The sequence below is a fragment of the Bacillus sp. JK106 genome, assembly GCF_053663355.1.
Map to the genome: position 1 here is coordinate 646657 of NZ_JBSJQC010000001.1, position 16941 is coordinate 663597.

Below are 16941 nucleotides of genomic sequence, written 5' to 3' on the forward strand. Positions count from 1 at the left end.
AGACATGTCGATACAATCTTTAAAAATCAATCTCGCGGAATGGCTGTTGCTTAAAGTCAAATACCCGTCCCAATTTCATTTCGGAACGGCAGCGGATGGGGCGGGGCTTACAGCGGCAAGAAAAAAGATCATTCTGACGCTGCTCCCGTCCCATGATAATCTCGGCGATCACGCCATCGCCTACGCAAGCAAAACGTTTCTTGAACGGGAGTATCCCGATTTTGACATTGTCGAGGTGGATATGAAGGATATATACAGATCCGCAAAAGCGCTGATCAAAAAGCGCCACCCCGATGATATGGTATTCATCATCGGCGGCGGGAACATGGGGGATTTGTACCGGTATGAGGAATGGACGCGCCGCTTTATCATAAAAACATTCCGGCAATATCGGATCGTTCAGCTTCCGGCGACGGCTCACTTTTCTGAATCAAAAAAGGGGCGGAAGGAACTGAAGCGCGCCCGAAAAGTGTACAATGCGCATCCCGACCTTTTGTTGATGGCGAGAGATGAGACGACGTATCAATGGATGAAGCGTCATTTTCCCGGAAAAACAGTGCTCAAACAGCCTGACATGGTCTTATATTTGGATAAAAGCGAGCGGGGCATAGCGCGGGAAGGGATCTACCTCTGTTTACGGGAGGATAAGGAGAGCGCGCTGACGGCTGAGGACAGAACGATGGTAAAAGAAGCTTTGGCCAAAGAGTACGGAGAGCTGTATTCCTTTACCACGACGGTCGGCCGGAGGGTCAGCCGCCATACACGCGAAAAGGAGCTGGAAGCGCTTTGGAATACGCTGAAAGGCGCGGAAGCCGTCGTCACTGACAGGCTTCACGGGATGATTTTTTGTGCGCTGACGAAAACGCCTTGTGTCGTCATTCGTTCGTTTGATCATAAGGTGATGGAAGGCTATCAATGGCTGAAAAACATACCGAACATGACATTGCTTGAACGTCCCGACCCTGAAGCCGTAACATCCGCCGTAAATCGGCTGCTCAGCGGCAAGCATGAGGAAGGCGGTTCTTTGCGAAGTGTTTATTTTGCCGGGCTGCGCTCGAAAATCAGCGGTGATGCCCAATGACCGCGCCGCTTGTGAGCGTGATCGTGCCGATGTATAAGACAGAGCCTTTTATTAAAGAATGCGCGGTTTCTTTAACAAAACAGACGCTGAGAGACATCGAAATCATTTTCGTCAATGACGGTTCACCGGATCAGTCAGGCCGGATGGCTGAACAATTCGCCGCAGAAGATGCGAGAATCCGGGTGATTCATAAAGAAAACGGCGGCCTCAGCTCGGCCCGCAATGCCGGAATAAAAGCCGCCCGCGGCCGTTATATCGGTTTTGCGGACGGCGATGACTATGTGACGGAAACGATGTTCGAGCGGCTTTATGAAGAAGCGGAGAAGAACCGGCTGGATATCGCCGGCTGCGGTTATTATAAGGAAACGCCGTCTAAAAAAAGAACATATATGCCGCCGTCCCTTCCGCCGGGCCGCGTCTTCACAGCGGATGAAATGACTGCATTGCTGACCCGCGCGCACGAACATCGGTTTATTTGGTATGTGTGGCGCTATATATACCGGCGAGAAGCATTGCAAGGGCTGTTGTTCCATGAAGATATCCGGTTTGCCGAGGACTCTCCGTTTAACTTGGCAGCGTTCCGCCAAGCCGCGCGTGTCAAAGTGATAGACGAAGGGCTGTATATCTACCGGGAAAATCCGCAAAGTCTTACAGAAACACCGTTTAAGCCCCGCTTAGATCACGAACTGCAAAAGCAATATGCAGCGAAAATGGCTTTTTATGAGGAAAACGGGCTGACGGACGCCTGCCGGAGCGATATTGATACGTATTTGTGCAAGCATCAGATTCCGATGCTGATCGCCAACGCATGCGCCGCCCCGCAGCCGTCACACCAGATTACGGCGCATATCGGCAGAATCTTAGCGTATGACATGGTAAAAACGGCGGTGCGCAGGACGCCGTGCCGCCATAAACAGCTGCTGGCCGGGGAGCGCGTGGTGCTCGGTCTGTGCAAAATGCGCCTTCCTCTTCTTCTGCATGCGTTTTTCGAACGGAAATCGAAAGAGAAAGGCAGTGCGGAAGGAGCATGAAATTTGCCATTAATTTCGGCGCCAATGTGACGGCGTTTTTACTATCGGTGTTTTTATCAGTGTGGATGACGCCCTTTATTGTGAAAACATTAGGTGTGGAGGCTTTTGGGTTTGTCCATCTGACACAGAATATCATTAACTATTTCTCTATTATTACCGTTGCGCTGAGCTCAGTCGTTGTGAGGTTTTTCTCCGTCGCCGCCCACAGGGGGAACAGGGACGAGGCCAATGCGTATGTAAGCAATTATTTAGCCGCGTCTGTCGTGATATCTCTATTACTCGCTGTGCCGCTCGCCGGGACTGCTTTTTTTATTGACAAGATTATGAATGTACCGGCCGGGCTCTTAACGGATGTGAGGCTGTCTATCGTAATCGGCAGCGTGCTGTTTATGCTGACGTTTTTTATGGCGGGGTTCGCGACGGGGCCGTTTTTTGCAAACAAGCTTTATATCACAAGTTCCATTCAGGCCGTGCAAATGCTGGTCAGGGTGCTGTGTGTGCTCGCTCTGTTTACGTGCCTGCCGCCGAAGATCTGGCAGATCCAGCTTTCGGCATTAGCGGGAGCCGTCTGTGCGGCTGTGCTGACTTTTTTCTTCTTTAAGAAATTGATTCCATGGTTTTCTTTCAGCCGTAAAACCTTGTCATTACAGACGAGCAAAGTGCTGTTTTCGGCTGGTGCCTGGAGTTCTGTCAACCAGATCGGCGTGCTGCTGTTTCTGCAGATTGACCTCATGACGGCCAACCTCGTGCTGGGGCCGTCTGAAGCGGGTGTCTATGCGGCGATTATTCAATTCCCGCTTCTGCTCAGAAGTCTTGCCGGGACGCTTGCTTCACTGTTTGCGCCGGTTTTGACTTCCTATTATTCAAAAGGCGATATGGAAGGTCTCCTGTCTTACGCCAATAAGGCCGTGCGGATGAACGGGCTTCTCCTCGCGCTTCCCGCTGCGTTATTAGGAGGGCTTGCCGAACCGTTTCTGGCGATTTGGCTGGGCCCGTCGTTTGTGCAGACGGCGCCGCTTTTATATATTCACGCCGCGTATTTGGCGGTCAGTCTCTCTGTCATGCCGCTTTTTTACGTATGGACGGCTTTTAATAAACAAAAAACGCCCGCCGTCGTTACTTTATGTTTAGGCGGACTGAATGTCATATTGGCCGTGGTTCTCAGCGGACCGGCACATCTCGGGCTGTACGGCATCACCATTGCCGGGGCTGTCTCCCTCATTTTGAAAAATGCCGTCTTCACGCCGCTGTATGTTTCGCATATTACCGGCTTTCAGAAAACCGCGTTTTACAAAGGCATGTTCGGACCGTTGGCGGCGGCCGTATTTGCCTGGGCCGTCTGCCGGGGTATCCGGCTGTTTTCACCGCTTGACAGCTGGGCCGGTCTGATCGCCGCGGGGCTTGCCGTATGCATAAGCTATGCCGCATTCGCTTTTTTCTTCATTTGTACGAAAGAAGAAAGGCGGCTTGCTTTACAGAAATGCCGAAAAGTGAAAGGAGCTGTTCAGATTTGAAGGTGAAACGTGTATTTGATATAGCGGCCGCGACGCTGTTATTGTGCGGCGCGAGTGTCATTCTTCTCTTCGCCATGGCAGCCGTCAGATGCGCCATCGGGTCTCCGGTATTGTTCAAACAGACGAGACCGGGGCATAATGGGCGTCCGTTTACGTTGTATAAACTCAGAACGATGACGGATGCGCGTGATGAAAACGGTGTGCTGCTTCCGGATCATCTGCGCCTGACCAAAACGGGAAGGCTGATCAGAAAACTGAGCATCGATGAGCTTCCCCAGCTTTTTAATGTGCTCAAAGGCGATATCAGTCTGGTCGGCCCCCGCCCTTTGCTGATGGATTATCTGCCGCTTTACACGGCGGAGCAGGCGCGGCGGCACGAGGTGAAGCCGGGAATTACGGGCTGGGCGCAGATTAACGGGAGAAACGCGATTTCATGGGAGGAGAAATTCAAGCTCGACGTGTGGTACGTCGACAACCGCACCTTTCTGCTCGACTTAAAGATTCTGCTTTTAACAGTGAAAAAAGTTCTCGTGTCAGAAGGCATACACCAAGCCGGCCATGTGACGGCAAAGCGCTTCACAGGCAGCGGAGATATGTCATCGTGAAAAAGGTCGTGCTGATCGGAAACGGCGGACACGGAAAAGTCGTGAAGGAAATCGTGCAGGCCCGTTCCGATATGGAGCTTGCGGGCATATTGGACGACGGATTCAGCGGTTTTGCCGTTCGGAACGGTTTATATACGGGCCGGACGGAAGACGTGCACATACTTCAGAAACTCGTCCCCGAGGCCGTGTTCACGATATGCATCGGACGCAACGGCGTCAGAAAGCAGTTCGCTGAAACGCTTGGGATTGAAGATGCCGATTATGCCGCACTCATTCACCCCGGGGCGATCGTCAGTGAAACGGCTTCCGTCGGACACGGAACGGTTGTGATGGCGGGCGCCGTCATTCAGGCGGGCGCTGACATCGGCGCCCATTGCATCATCAATACGGGGGCGGTTGCCGATCATGACAATGCAATCGGAGATTACGTCCATCTTTCACCGCGCGCGGCGCTTGCCGGCGGAGTGAAAGTCGGGGAAGGAACGCACATCGGAATCGGCGCGTCCGTCATACCGCAGATGGACATCGGCCCTTGGTCCGTTATCGGCGCGGGGGCTGCGGTCATCAGCAGAATTCCCGGCCATGTGACGGCGGTCGGCGTTCCGGCCCGCGTCATCCCCCCTATCCATAATGAAAAAGGATGATTTCATGCAAACAAACAAACGGATTTATTTGTCTCCGCCTCATATGAGCGGAAAAGAACAGGAATACATCGCAGAAGCCTTCCGCTCCAATTGGATTGCCCCGCTCGGTCCGCTCGTCAATTCGTTTGAAGCGCGGCTCGCGGAATATGCGGGAGTGAAAAGCGCGGCGGCCGTAAGCTCGGGAACGGCCGCCATCCAACTTGCCCTGCGGCTTGCGGGTGTGAAAAAAGGAGACGTTGTATTTTGTCCTTCCTTTACGTTTGTCGCCACGGCGAATCCGATTGTGTATGAGCAGGCTGAGCCCGTTTTTATTGATTCGGAATGGGAGACGTGGAATATGTCGCCCGCTGCGCTTGAGCGGGCGCTCCGGGATGCAAAGCGGCGCGGCAGACTCCCGAAAGCGGTGATCGCCGTCAATCTTTACGGCCAAAGCGCGAAAATGGATGAATTAATGAGCCTTTGTGACGCATACGGCGTCTGTCTGATTGAAGACGCTGCCGAGTCCTTAGGATCAACATATAAAGGCAGGCAGAGCGGCACCTTCGGCCGTTTCGGCATTTATTCCTTTAACGGCAACAAAATCATTACAACATCGGGAGGCGGCATGCTCGTGTCTGACGATGAAGCCGCGATTGAAAAAGCGAGGTTTCTTGCGTCACAGGCGAGAGATGCCGCCGTTCATTACCAGCACAGCGAGCTCGGTTACAACTACAGGCTAAGCAACATTCTCGCGGGCGTGGGGATATCGCAGCTGGAAGTGCTCGAAGATCGCGTCCGGGCGAGGAGAGAAATCTTTAACCGGTATCGGGAAGCGCTGGAAACATATCCGGGCATCCGCATGATGCCGGAGCTTGAAGGAACGGTTTCAAACCGCTGGCTGACGGCTCTGACGCTTGATAACGGCGTGACGCCGCAAGAAGCCGTTGCCTGTCTTGCGGAACAGAACATTGAGGCCCGGCCGCTGTGGAAACCGCTGCATACGCAGCCGCTTTTCTCATCTTCCGTCTTTTATCCTCACAGCGAACATGAGCGTGTCTCTGAGAACCTTTTCAGCCGGGGCATCTGTCTGCCGTCCGGGTCTGACCTGTCTTCTGAGGAGCAGCAGCGTGTCATTGACGCACTTGCGCAACTGTTTGAAACGAAAGGGGAGAAAACATGGACAGCCGCCATGTTATGAGCCGATTAAAAGAGAAGCTGACGGGTCTGCTCAGCGTTATACCGCCGCAATCCGACATCATATATGCCGACTATCCCCTCTACGGAAATGTAGGGGATTTATTGATTATGAAAGGGACGGAGGCGTTTTTTAAAGCGCACGGCATCCGCGTGAAACAGCGCTGGAATCCCGACAATTTTCCATTCGGGCGCCGGGCGGACAAAAAGACGATCATCGTCTGTCAGGGTGGCGGAAATTTCGGGGATCTCTATCCGTACTATCAGACGTTCAGGGAAAAAATCGTCAAATCCTTTCCGGAAAACAGGATCGTCATCCTGCCGCAATCGATTTATTATCAGGATAAGACACGGCTGCAAAAGACATCGGCGCTTTTTGCGGAGCACAAGGATCTCCACCTGTTTACGAGAGATCATGTGTCATACGAGACTGCGAAACGCTTTTTTTCGGCGAATCATATCGGGCTTATGCCTGATATGGCCCATCAGCTGTATCCGATCGCGGCGTCAGCGGCTCCGTCACGCGGCAGGCTTCATTTTATCCGCACGGATGGGGAAATCAACCCGAAGCTGCAAAACAATTCTTCCGTTAAAAACTGTGACTGGCAGGATGTTCTGTCAGCAAGCGACCGCAGGGGAATCGCTTTTTTCCAAACGCTGAGTGTTTTGAATAAAAAAGCGGGAAACCCGCTGCCGATTGCGCGGTTTTGGAAACGCTATTCCGATTTCTTAACGAAAAAAGCGGTCCTGTTTTTCAGCAGGTACGAATCGGTGGAAACGTCAAGGCTCCACGGCCACATCCTGTCCTCGCTTCTCGGGAAACCGAATACCGTCATTGATAATTCATACGGGAAAAATGCCAACTATTATTACACCTGGACGCACGAAGCGCCGGACGTCCGGCTGATCGGTGAAACCGCCGGCACGAAGGAAAACCTTCCGCTTTGAATGAGCGGAAGGTTTATTTTGTTTCTCCGCGTTTTACTTTGTTGTACGCCTCATCCAAATGCTGAATTCTTTTGAGCACAACCGAGTTTTTCGTCAGCTGATCCTGTACAAGGGTTGAGACGACGGAGCGGTAATAGCTGTTCATCGCATGAATTCGGTCTTCATTCGGATTCATTTCAATGTGCTGTGTAAAGTTTTCAATAAAATAGGGAACAGAAAAAAGTTCTGACATCTATAAAGCAACTCCTTTTAATAAGTATATACGGTATGAAACCAATCATGTACAATGAAAAAAGGGGAGTGAGCATGATGGATATCAAACTTCAGCAAACACAAATGTTAAAGCCTCAATTAACGCAAGAGCTTAAACAGGCCATCACATTACTCGGATACAATTCCGCGGAACTGGCCGGATATATTGATGAGCTCTCACTGGAAAACCCTCTGATTGAACGAAAGGAAACAGACACGCCGCCACTATCTTACCATAAAACAAATAAAAACAGGATGAAAGAACGGGACGGAAGCCAGCAGATCAGACTTACCCGTAAAACGCTGCAGGATTCGCTCAAACAGCAAGCCTTAGACATGAAGCTGTCCGATGATGAGAAAAAAATTTTCAATTATCTGATACATTCATTGGATTCAAACGGATATTTAAAAGAGGACATATCAGCCGCCGCCGACCATGTATCCGCTTCACAAGAGGAGACGGAAGCGGTTTTGAAAAAGCTTCAATCCCTTGAGCCCGTGGGAATCGGCGCCCGGTCTTTGCAGGAATGCATCCTTCTTCAGCTCCGCCGTCTGCCCGAGCGTAACGAACAGGCGGAATGGATTGCCGAAGCCTATTTTGAGCTATTTGCCAGAAAGAACTGGAAAGCGCTTACACTGAAAACGGGCATTCCGCTTAAAGACATTCAGGACATCGCTGACATGATCAGCGCGCTTGATCCGAGGCCGGGGCTCCGTTATGCGCATGAGGAGCCGGGTTTTTACGTAGAACCGGATATTTTCATCACGGTGAAAAACGGCATCATTCAAGCGCGGCTCAACAGCCGTTCGTTTCCTGACATCCAGCTGCATGCCCATTACCAGCCGCTCCTGTCAGCCGCCGGGTGCCGTGACACGAAAAATTATCTGTCGGCAAAATATCAGGAATGGCGCTGGCTGAACCGGGCTTTGTCGCAAAGAAAACAAACGATCACGAGAATTATCGGCGTCCTGACTGAACGGCAGGAATCCTTTTTTCTCACAGGAAAAAGCGGAATGCAGCCGCTGACCTTAAGAGAGGTGGCGGAAACGCTGGAGCTCCACGAATCAACGATCAGCCGGGCCATCAAAGGGAAGTACGTTCAGACGCCGTACGGACTGTATGAAATGAAAACATTTTTCTCGGCGAAAGCTGAATCATCGGGGGACGGCGGCGCCTCCAATTATGCCGTAAAAGCGCATCTGGAAGCATTGGTCCGTAAAGAAGATAAAAAGAAACCTTTTTCAGACCAAAAGCTTGCCGATCTGCTTCATGAACAATATGACATCCGAATCTCAAGGCGCACCGTCGCCAAATACCGTGACCAATTAAATATTCCGCCGTCATCGGCGAGAAAACGGTACAGCTGAAACCTCCCCGAGCCAAACCCCGGGGAGGTTCTCCGTGTTACGGGATCATCCATGAAAACAGATGATGCTGTAAAAATGTAATGAGACAGACGAGCAGAAGCAAAAACAGACTGTGCTTAATCGTAAAGCGGAAAAGGTCGGCTTCCTTGCCCGCCAGACCGACAGCGGCACAGGCAACCGCAATGGATTGCGGAGAAATCATTTTTCCGGTGACACCGCCTGATGAATTGGCGGCAACGGAGAGAACCGGGTCCATCCCGACAGATAGCGCCGTCACCTTTTGCAATCCGCCGAACAATAGGTTTGCCGATGTATCAGAGCCGGTAATAAATACGCCGAGCCAGCCGAGCACCGGCGAAAAAAAGGTAAACATCGCGCCCGTCATGGCAAGCGCAAGACCGAGTGTCGTGCTCATGCCGGAAGCATTCGTTACATAAGCAAAGCCGACAACAGAAACAATGGTCACGACCGGAAGCGTTAACTCTTTCACCGTTTCAATAAACGCTTCGCCCCACGTCTTCCACGACATGCCGAGGGCGAACTTGGAGATGACGGCGGCAATCAGAATCGCCGTTCCCGCTGAACCGAAAAGCTCAAGTTTGTACACGGCTTCAATCGGCGTGCCGTCCGCCTGAAGAATCTGCTGATTTACAAATGGGACGGGAGGCGTGAAGGTCAATGCGCGCCCGGCTGCATTCAGCCAGGAAAGCCACATTGACGTTCCTTCATAATGACCGGTTAAGGCAGCCTTCACGCCGGGAATCCCCCAAACGGATATCATGGCCGTCAGAAGAAGGAAAGGAGACCACGCTTTAAACACCGCGGCGCCCCCGTACTTGATCGGCGCCCGGTCAGCGGCCGCTGCTGATTCCCGTTCTGCCGCGAAACGAAAGGCCGTTTTCGGTTTCCAAAATTTCAAAAATACAGCGAGCGCGGCCATGGAAACAAGCGCCGACAGCACATCCGGAAGCTCGGGCCCTAAAAAATTCGAGCTTGCGTACTGCACGGCCGCAAAAGAGACGCCGGAAACAAGAATGGCCGGCCATACTTCAAAAGCCTTTTTAAACCCGCTCATCAAAATGATTAAGTAAAGCGGAATAAACACGGATAAAAACGGAAGCTGCCGGCCGACCATTTGAGAAATTTCCATTGCCGGTATCCCGGTCGGACCTTCGACGGCGGTAATCGGAATGCCGATCGCACCGAAGGCAACGGGGGCCGTATTGGCAATCAGGCAAATTCCCGCCGCATACAGCGGCTGAAAACCAAGTCCGACGAGCAAAGCGGCCGAGATCGCGACGGGAGCGCCGAAACCGGCGGCGCCTTCTAAAAATGCCCCGAATGAAAAGGCGATGAGCAGCGCCTGCAAACGCCGGTCATCTGTAATTGAGAGCACCGAACTCCGGATAATCTCGAACTGTCCCGTTTTCACGGTGATTTTATACAGAAAGACCGATGTGACGATAATCCAGCCGATCGGAAGCAGCCCGTACACCGCTCCCTGAGAAGCGGACATCACCGCTTTTTCCGCCGGCATGCCGTAAACAAATACAGCGATTAAAAGTGAAACGGCTAACGTTAAAAGCCCCGCTATGTACCCCTTCATCCGTTTCACCGCAAGCGCCCAAAAAAAGAAGATAATCGGCACGAGCGCGCAAGCTGCCGATAAAAGCAAATTTCCCCCTAAAGGAGCGTACCCCTGTGTCCATTGCATCCCTAAAAAACCCCTCCTTATGTCATGTAAACGATTACTTTTTATGATAAGGTCATCTGATGACCGGGTTAATTAGCATTATATTTTGAAAGTTTTGAAAGTACAATACTTTTCTTGAACAAATTGTCTGAACCTGTCGGCAACACAAAAAAAGAAGTATAATAGACGATAAACATCAAGATTCACAAGTGACGGGGTGATCGCGTTGAAATATAAACAAATTAAAACGAAAAAAATCTACGAAGAAGTCGCTGACGCATTGCTGGAGAAGATAAAAGCGGGCGAGCTTAAGCCGGGTGAAAAGCTTGATTCCGTTCAGGCGCTTTCTGAGAGTTTTCAGGTCAGCCGCTCGGCGGTCAGAGAAGCGCTGTCGGCTTTGAAAGCGATGGGGCTCGTCGACATGAAGCAGGGAGAAGGCACATACATAAGAGAATTTGAGCCGTCTCATGTTTCCCAGCCGCTTTCTTCCGCCCTCTTGATGAAAAAAGAGGACGTCAAACAGCTGCTCGAAGTCAGAAAGCTGCTTGAACTCGGCGTCGCCGCCATGGCCGCTGAAAAACGCACCGAAGACGATTTGCAAAAAATCCGCCAAGCTCTCTTGGAGATGAAAGACATCGACGGAGATGAAGAATTGGGCGAAAAAGCAGATTTCTCCTTTCACATGGCGCTGGCGGAAGCATCACAAAACGGGCTGCTTAAGCATCTCATGAATCATGTCTCCGCGCTCCTTTTGGAAACAATGAGAGAAACGAGAAAAATTTGGCTGTTTTCTAAACGAACGAGCGTGCAGCGATTGTATGAAGAGCATGAACGCATTTACAGCGCCGTCGCCGCCGGAGACGCGGATGAAGCGGAAGCCGCGATGACGGCGCACCTGACGAATGTGGAAGAAGTGCTGGGGGCCTATTTTGAAGAAAATGTATAGAAGCTGACTTGTGAAAGGGGATAACATCACATGCAGGCCGAATCTTTTTTTTCTGACCATGTAAAGAAAGCTCTGACAAACGATCCTCCCGGGGAATGGATGCCGGCAGTTCCAAAAGCGTGCATCCCTCTGCATTCCGGCTATCCCGATCCCGCACTCGTTCCTGATAAGGAGCTGAAAGAAGCCGCCTCCCGCCTTCTGGATGAGGAGCGCGATCTGCCGCTGCATTATATGGGAAGCCCGAGGACGGCCGTTTTAAAAAAGCAGATTCAAGAACGGTTAGCCATCCGCGGCATTCACTGCCGGGACGATGAGCTGATCGTGACATCAGGCGCCTGTCAGGCGATAGATCTGGCTGCGCGGGTTTTCCTCGATGAACAAACCGCCGCTGCCGTTGAAGCTCCGGTCTATATGGAAGCGCTCGAGATTTTAAAAAATTATACACCGCATATCATGAGCATTCCGACAGATCAAGAGGGCCTGCAAACAGAAACATTGGCCTTCATGCTTGAGGAAAGAAAACGAAAAGGGCTTGTGCTTCCCCGTCTTCTCTACACGATACCCGCTTTTCAGAATCCTGCGGGAACCGTAATGTCAGCGAAGCGGAGAACCCGCCTGCTTCAGCTTGCCGAAACGTATGATTTTCTCATCTTGGAGGATGATGCATACGGCGAGCTCGGATTCACCGATATTCCGCCGCCCTTGAAAGCCATGGATCAAAACGGCCGGGTGCTGTACGCCGGTTCATTATCAAAAGTCATCGCCCCGGGTATGAGGATCGGCTGGATTGCAGGGGACGCCGCATTCATTACGGCATTGTCATGGTTAAAAAAAGACTTAGGCCACCCGTTTTCCCAAGCGGTGACCGCCGTCTATCTGGAACAAACGAATATTGAAGAACGGCTCGCCGCCTTGCGGGAAGCATATCAAAGCAAACGTGATGTTTTGCTCGCCGCATCAGCGCGATATCTTCCGGAATCCGCATCCTGGCACGTGCCTGAAGGCGGTTACTTTGTATGGGTGAAAGCGCCGGGGGCTGATACGTCCGCAATGCTGGCGCGGGCTCTGTCTCACGGCGTTTCCTATGTACCCGGAAAATATTTTTTTCCGCATCAGGAAGACGGTGCCGAATATCTCCGCCTGTCGTTCAGTTTTGCCGGTAAAGCCGCGATAAAAGAGGGTGTGCAAAAACTGGGACGCCTGCTGAAAAACGGGATGTAGAGCAGCATGGGAAGCTTTCAGGCTTCTCTTTTTTTGCACCCTTCAGCGCATCGGGCGAAAGGATTTTTCAGAAAAACCTTCCAATCCATATTCAGAATAGTGTAGGATATTCATAGAGCTTTCCAAAAACAGGTCATCAGATGACCAGATCACATACTGAGGATGAAAGAGGGGTTCATCATGAAAGTCTCATTATTTGTCACGTGCCTTGTGGATATGTTTCAGACCAATGTCGGAAAGGCGACGGTTGAGGTGCTGGAACGGCTCGGGTGTGAGGTGGATTTTCCCGAGGGGCAGATTTGCTGCGGGCAGCCCGCATACAACAGCGGGTATGTGACGGATGCGAAAAAAGCAATGAAGCGGATGATTGCCGCGTTTGAAGAAGCGGAGTATGTCGTCAGTCCGTCAGGTTCCTGTACGACGATGTTCCGTGAATATCCGCATCTGTTTCAGGACGATCCGAAGTGGGCCGCAAAAGCGCAGCAGCTTGCGGACAAAACATATGAGTTAACGGATTTTATCGTCAACGTTCTCGGGGTGGAGGATGTCGGGGCGGTGCTGCATAAAAAAGCGACAGTCCATACATCATGCCACATGACGAGGCTGCTCGGCGTGTCGGAGGAGCCGATGAAGCTTTTGCGCCATGTCAAGGGGCTCGAGCTGACCGCGCTTCCCGGAAAGCACCAATGCTGCGGATTCGGAGGAACATTTTCTGTGAAAATGGCGCAAATCTCTGAACAAATGGTGGATGAGAAGGTCGCCTGCGTGGAAGACACGGAGGCCGAGGTGCTGATCGGGGCGGATTGCGGATGTCTGATGAATATCGGCGGGCGTCTTGACCGTAAGGATAAAAACGTCAGAGTCATGCACATCGCAGAAGTGCTGAACAGCAGATAAGACGAGAAACAACAGGGGGGTAAAATCATGGCGATGAAAATCGGTACCGCCGCTTTTAAAGAGCGGGTATCAGAAGGAATAGATAATGAGTTTATGAGAGGAGCCGTCTCCGGAGCGCAGGAACGGCTCAGGACAAGAAGGCTTCAGGCGGCCGAGGAATTGGGAAACTGGGAGGATTGGCGTTCCCATGCGGAAGAAATCAGACAGCATGTGCTGGACAATCTTGATTTCTATTTGGAACAGCTCGCCGAAAATGTCGCCAACAGAGGCGGACATGTCTTTTTCGCCGAAACGGCGGAAGAAGCGTCCTCCTATATCCGCGATGTCATCCGGCAGAAAAACGCCAAAAAAATCGTAAAATCCAAATCCATGGTGACAGAAGAAATCAATATGAACGAAGTGCTTGAGGAAGAGGGCTGTGAAGTCACAGAAACGGATCTCGGCGAATACATTCTCCAGATTGACGATCATGATCCGCCGTCACATATCGTTGCTCCCGCTCTTCACAAAAACAAAGAGCAGATCCGTGACGTGTTTAAAGAGAGACTCGAATACAAACAGACGGAAAAACCGGAAGAGCTCGTCATGCACGCGCGCAGCGTCCTCCGGAAAAAATTTCTCGAAGCGGATGTCGGCATCACGGGCTGCAACTTTGCAATCGCGGATACCGGATCGGTCAGTCTCGTAACAAACGAAGGAAACGGCCGCCTTGTGTCCGCGCTGCCGAAGACGCAGATCACCGTGATGGGAATGGAGCGGATCGTTCCGTCATTTTCTGAGTTTGAAGTGCTTGTCAGCATGCTGACGAGAAGCGCGGTCGGCCAGCGGCTTACAAGTTACATTACGGCGCTGACGGGCCCCCGGCAGCAAGGAGAAGCTGACGGGCCTGAGGAATTCCACCTCGTGGTTGTGGATAACGGGCGTTCCCGCATACTCGGCACGGAATTCCAATCGGTGCTGCAATGTATCCGCTGCGCCGCCTGCATCAACGTCTGTCCCGTGTACCGGCATGTCGGCGGACACTCGTACGGGTCCATCTATTCGGGTCCGATCGGCGCCGTCTTATCGCCTCTTCTCGGCGGATATGACGAATACAAGGAGCTCCCGTACGCATCTTCCTTATGCGCGGCCTGTACGGAAGCGTGTCCCGTTAAAATTCCGCTGCACGAGCTGCTGCTCAAGCATCGGCAGAACATCGTTGAAAAAGAGGGCAAAGCGCCGATCAGCGAAAAACTGGCGATGAAAGCCTTCGGGCTCGGCTCGTCATCCCCGTCTCTTTATAAACTGGGATCGAAATGGGCGCCTGCCGCCATGACGCCGTTTACGGAGGATGACAAAATATCAAAAGGGCCGGGGCCGTTAAAAGAATGGACGGCAATACGGGACTTCCCGGCGCCGCATAAATCGAGATTTAGAGATTGGTTTAAAGACCGGGAAAAACAAAAGGGGGAAGAATGATGATGAAAGGGACGGTTACACATCAGGAATCCTTTTTAAACCGGATCGCCGGAAGTCTGGGCAGAGAGCGCAGGAAATCAGGCGTGTCCCTGCCTGAATGGAAGTATCAGCCTCAATATCAAACGCATGCGGACTGTACGGAAGACGATCTTGTCACAATGCTGAAAGACCACTGCGTCAACATTCATACCGAACTGATCGAAACGGATGCAGCCGGGCTTTACGACGCTTTGCGCACGCAGGTGAACCGCTTTGAAGGAGGGCCTGTCATCATTCCGAAGGACAGCCGGTTTGAAATGTACGGCTTGCAGACCCTTATGACAGAAGAGTGGCCGGACGAAGGGATTCCCGTTTGGGAATGGGACGCGGAACAAGGAGCGAAAAATATTGAAAAAGCGGAACAAGCGAATGTGGGCATCACATTCAGCGAGATCACGCTTGCGGAATCAGCCACCGTCGTTTTGTATGCGTCAGAGCATGCCGGCCGTTCCGTCAGCCTGCTTCCGACCACCTATATCGCAATCATCCCGAAATCTTCCATTGTGCCGAGGATGACACAGGCCAGCGATATACTGAAACAGCAGATCAGAGACGGCGTCACCGTTCCTTCCTGCATCAACTATATTACCGGACCGAGCAACTCGGCCGATATCGAAATGGATTTGGTTGTCGGCGTCCACGGACCCGTTAAAGCCGCTTATATCCTTGTGAATGACCGATAAAAAAAACAAACCCCGGTTTGCGGCCGGGGTTTGTTTTTATATAAACGCGTTAATGATCATGATAAAACAGATCGCACTGACAGAAATAATCGTTTCCATCGCCGTCCATGTCAGGAACGTTTCTTTTACCGTCATTCCGAAATACTCTTTAATGAGCCAGAAACCGGAGTCATTGACATGTGACAGAATCAAAGAGCCCGCCCCCGTTGCCAAAACGAGAAGCTCGCTGCTGACGCCCGGCATGACAGATGCAATCGGAGCAACAATGCCGGCCGCCGTCATCATGGCGACAGTCGCTGAACCTGTGGCGACACGGATGACTGCTGCGATCGTCCAGCTTAAAAGAACGGGAGAGAAGCTTGAGTGTTTCGCCATGTCAGCGATATACGTGCCGACGCCTGAATCAATCAGGACGTTGTTAAAAGCGCCGCCGGCTCCGATCACAAGCAGAATGGAAGCGATCGGTCCCAGACAGTCATTGCTGAATTTTAAAATGCTTTCTCTGTCAAAGCCCTGATAAAAACCAAGGCTGAAAAAGGAGTAAACCGTGGCGATCAAAAGCGCCGTGACAGGGTCGCCGATAAATTTAAAAGTTTCATAGAGCGTGCTTTTTTCCGGAAGCGCAATTTCGGCAAGCGTTGCCATAAGCATCAGGATCACCGGTACCAATATCGTAAACAATGTATTTGCGAATCCCGGAAGCTTGCGTTTTTCATTCCGTTCAATAAATTGTTTTTTCAACAGTTCGGGAACGGGCTTATGAATGCGCTTACCAATCCATTTTCCGTAAAGCGGCCCCGCGATGATGGCAGTCGGAATGCCGACGATTAAAGAAAACAAAATCGTTTTTCCGACATTGGCGTGATAAATGCCGACAGCCGCCATCGCCGCCGGGTGGGGCGGAACCAATCCGTGCACGACGGAAAGTCCCGCAAGGAGCGGAATCCCGATCGTCACTAATGAAACCCCGGTTTCAATCGCAATCGTAAACAAAAGCGGCACGAGCAGGACGAAGCCGACCTGGAAAAAGACCGGGATGCCGACGATAAAAGCGACGGCCATCATCGCCCAATGCACTTTCTTTTTGCCGAAGCGGCCGATCAGGGTGTGGGCGATCCGCTCCGCACCGCCTGATTCAGCCATCATTTTGCCGAGCATCGTACCGAGGGCCAGCACGATCGCAAGCAGCGAAAGCGTATTGCCGAGCCCGGTTTTCATCGAAGTGATAATGTCCGGCAGATTCATGCCCGTTGCGAAACCGACAAGGATGGATGTAATCAAAAGACTGATAAACGGATTTAATTTAGCGACCGTAATCAATAAGAGTAAAACGATAATAGCGGCAATGACAATAAACAGTAACATGACCTTTTCACCCTTTCAAAGAA

Annotated in this window: 16 protein-coding genes; 13 read left to right on the forward strand and 3 right to left on the reverse strand. The window is 51.6% G+C overall.

Annotated elements, in window-relative coordinates; genetic code table 11:
• Positions 1–4 precede the first annotated feature (4 nt).
• Genes ACWJJS_RS03345 through ACWJJS_RS03375 form a run of 7 tightly spaced genes read left to right on the forward strand, consistent with a single transcriptional unit; the run spans position 5 to position 6996 of the window.
• The gene (locus ACWJJS_RS03345; protein WP_101562453.1) at positions 5–1081 is read left to right on the forward strand and encodes a polysaccharide pyruvyl transferase family protein; all 1077 of its coding nucleotides are present in this window, start codon (positions 5–7) and stop codon (positions 1079–1081) included.
• The gene (locus ACWJJS_RS03350) at positions 1078–2112 is read left to right on the forward strand and encodes a glycosyltransferase (RefSeq protein WP_454021430.1); all 1035 of its coding nucleotides are present in this window, start codon (positions 1078–1080) and stop codon (positions 2110–2112) included. The genes ACWJJS_RS03345 and ACWJJS_RS03350 overlap by 4 nt, the downstream gene beginning before the upstream one ends.
• Entirely contained in the window at positions 2109–3626 is a 1518-nt protein-coding gene (locus tag ACWJJS_RS03355) for an MATE family efflux transporter (RefSeq protein WP_007613919.1), read from the forward strand. The genes ACWJJS_RS03350 and ACWJJS_RS03355 overlap by 4 nt, the downstream gene beginning before the upstream one ends.
• The gene (locus ACWJJS_RS03360) at positions 3623–4231 is read left to right on the forward strand and encodes a sugar transferase (protein ID WP_032858368.1); all 609 of its coding nucleotides are present in this window, start codon (positions 3623–3625) and stop codon (positions 4229–4231) included. The genes ACWJJS_RS03355 and ACWJJS_RS03360 overlap by 4 nt, the downstream gene beginning before the upstream one ends.
• The gene (locus ACWJJS_RS03365) at positions 4228–4875 is read left to right on the forward strand and encodes an acetyltransferase (protein ID WP_160249202.1); all 648 of its coding nucleotides are present in this window, start codon (positions 4228–4230) and stop codon (positions 4873–4875) included. The genes ACWJJS_RS03360 and ACWJJS_RS03365 overlap by 4 nt, the downstream gene beginning before the upstream one ends.
• Before the next feature lie 4 nt (positions 4876–4879).
• On the forward strand, positions 4880–6052 hold the full coding sequence (locus ACWJJS_RS03370) for a DegT/DnrJ/EryC1/StrS family aminotransferase (protein ID WP_454023314.1): 1173 nt from the start codon (positions 4880–4882) through the stop codon (positions 6050–6052).
• On the forward strand, positions 6031–6996 hold the full coding sequence (locus ACWJJS_RS03375) for a polysaccharide pyruvyl transferase family protein (RefSeq protein WP_454023315.1): 966 nt from the start codon (positions 6031–6033) through the stop codon (positions 6994–6996). Before ACWJJS_RS03370 ends, ACWJJS_RS03375 begins: the two co-directional genes overlap by 22 nt.
• 13 nt (positions 6997–7009) lie before the next feature.
• On the opposite strand, the gene yvfG is transcribed toward ACWJJS_RS03375, so the two are convergent.
• Positions 7010–7228: a protein YvfG gene (gene yvfG / locus ACWJJS_RS03380; RefSeq protein WP_003151570.1), complete on the reverse strand. Its 219-nt coding sequence runs from the start codon at positions 7226–7228 to the stop codon at positions 7010–7012.
• Between the two features lie 77 nt (positions 7229–7305).
• On the opposite strand from yvfG, the gene rpoN reads away from it, so the two are divergent.
• Positions 7306–8616 (forward strand): RNA polymerase factor sigma-54, encoded by a 1311-nt coding sequence (rpoN, locus tag ACWJJS_RS03385; RefSeq protein ID WP_223883539.1) that lies wholly within the window; start codon positions 7306–7308, stop codon positions 8614–8616.
• Positions 8617–8653: 37 nt separating this feature from the next.
• On the opposite strand, the gene lutP is transcribed toward rpoN, so the two are convergent.
• Positions 8654–10330, reverse strand: coding sequence for an L-lactate permease LutP (gene lutP, locus ACWJJS_RS03390; RefSeq protein WP_052827876.1), 1677 nt, complete (start codon positions 10328–10330; stop codon positions 8654–8656).
• Between the two features lie 205 nt (positions 10331–10535).
• Here lutP and ACWJJS_RS03395 point away from each other — a divergent pair, with 205 nt between their 5' ends.
• The 5 genes from ACWJJS_RS03395 (at position 10536) to ACWJJS_RS03415 (ending at position 15553) form a co-directional block, all read left to right on the forward strand.
• The gene (locus ACWJJS_RS03395; RefSeq protein WP_017418877.1) at positions 10536–11255 is read left to right on the forward strand and encodes a FadR/GntR family transcriptional regulator; all 720 of its coding nucleotides are present in this window, start codon (positions 10536–10538) and stop codon (positions 11253–11255) included.
• A 30-nt stretch (positions 11256–11285) separates the two neighbouring features.
• Positions 11286–12476: an aminotransferase class I/II-fold pyridoxal phosphate-dependent enzyme gene (locus ACWJJS_RS03400; protein ID WP_436335231.1), complete on the forward strand. Its 1191-nt coding sequence runs from the start codon at positions 11286–11288 to the stop codon at positions 12474–12476.
• 180 nt (positions 12477–12656) lie between these two features.
• Entirely contained in the window at positions 12657–13373 is a 717-nt protein-coding gene (locus tag ACWJJS_RS03405) for a (Fe-S)-binding protein (RefSeq protein WP_007613889.1), read from the forward strand.
• Between the two features lie 27 nt (positions 13374–13400).
• On the forward strand, positions 13401–14831 hold the full coding sequence (locus tag ACWJJS_RS03410) for a LutB/LldF family L-lactate oxidation iron-sulfur protein (protein WP_015387682.1): 1431 nt from the start codon (positions 13401–13403) through the stop codon (positions 14829–14831).
• Positions 14831–15553: a LutC/YkgG family protein gene (locus ACWJJS_RS03415; RefSeq protein ID WP_024085823.1), complete on the forward strand. Its 723-nt coding sequence runs from the start codon at positions 14831–14833 to the stop codon at positions 15551–15553. Before ACWJJS_RS03410 ends, ACWJJS_RS03415 begins: the two co-directional genes overlap by 1 nt.
• Positions 15554–15589: 36 nt before the next feature.
• Here the strand turns inward: ACWJJS_RS03415 and ACWJJS_RS03420 are convergent, their stop codons facing one another.
• Positions 15590–16918: a GntP family permease gene (locus ACWJJS_RS03420; RefSeq protein WP_015418256.1), complete on the reverse strand. Its 1329-nt coding sequence runs from the start codon at positions 16916–16918 to the stop codon at positions 15590–15592.
• Positions 16919–16941 lie beyond the last annotated feature (23 nt).

Excerpts from the sequence above, each read along its gene's own strand:
- ACWJJS_RS03345 (WP_101562453.1), top strand. The coding sequence starts at position 5 with ATGTCGATACAATCTTTAAAAATCAATCTCGCGGAATGGCTGTTGCTT.
- ACWJJS_RS03350 (WP_454021430.1), top strand. The coding sequence starts at position 1,078 with ATGACCGCGCCGCTTGTGAGCGTGATCGTGCCGATGTATAAGACAGAG.
- ACWJJS_RS03355 (WP_007613919.1), top strand. The coding sequence starts at position 2,109 with ATGAAATTTGCCATTAATTTCGGCGCCAATGTGACGGCGTTTTTACTA.
- ACWJJS_RS03370 (WP_454023314.1), top strand. The coding sequence starts at position 4,880 with ATGCAAACAAACAAACGGATTTATTTGTCTCCGCCTCATATGAGCGGA.
- ACWJJS_RS03375 (WP_454023315.1), top strand. The coding sequence starts at position 6,031 with ATGGACAGCCGCCATGTTATGAGCCGATTAAAAGAGAAGCTGACGGGT.
- yvfG (WP_003151570.1), bottom strand. The coding sequence starts at position 7,228 with ATGTCAGAACTTTTTTCTGTTCCCTATTTTATTGAAAACTTTACACAG.
- rpoN (WP_223883539.1), top strand. The coding sequence starts at position 7,306 with ATGGATATCAAACTTCAGCAAACACAAATGTTAAAGCCTCAATTAACG.
- lutP (WP_052827876.1), bottom strand. The coding sequence starts at position 10,330 with ATGCAATGGACACAGGGGTACGCTCCTTTAGGGGGAAATTTGCTTTTA.
- ACWJJS_RS03400 (WP_436335231.1), top strand. The coding sequence starts at position 11,286 with ATGCAGGCCGAATCTTTTTTTTCTGACCATGTAAAGAAAGCTCTGACA.
- ACWJJS_RS03405 (WP_007613889.1), top strand. The coding sequence starts at position 12,657 with ATGAAAGTCTCATTATTTGTCACGTGCCTTGTGGATATGTTTCAGACC.
- ACWJJS_RS03410 (WP_015387682.1), top strand. The coding sequence starts at position 13,401 with ATGGCGATGAAAATCGGTACCGCCGCTTTTAAAGAGCGGGTATCAGAA.
- ACWJJS_RS03415 (WP_024085823.1), top strand. The coding sequence starts at position 14,831 with ATGATGAAAGGGACGGTTACACATCAGGAATCCTTTTTAAACCGGATC.
- ACWJJS_RS03420 (WP_015418256.1), bottom strand. The coding sequence starts at position 16,918 with ATGTTACTGTTTATTGTCATTGCCGCTATTATCGTTTTACTCTTATTG.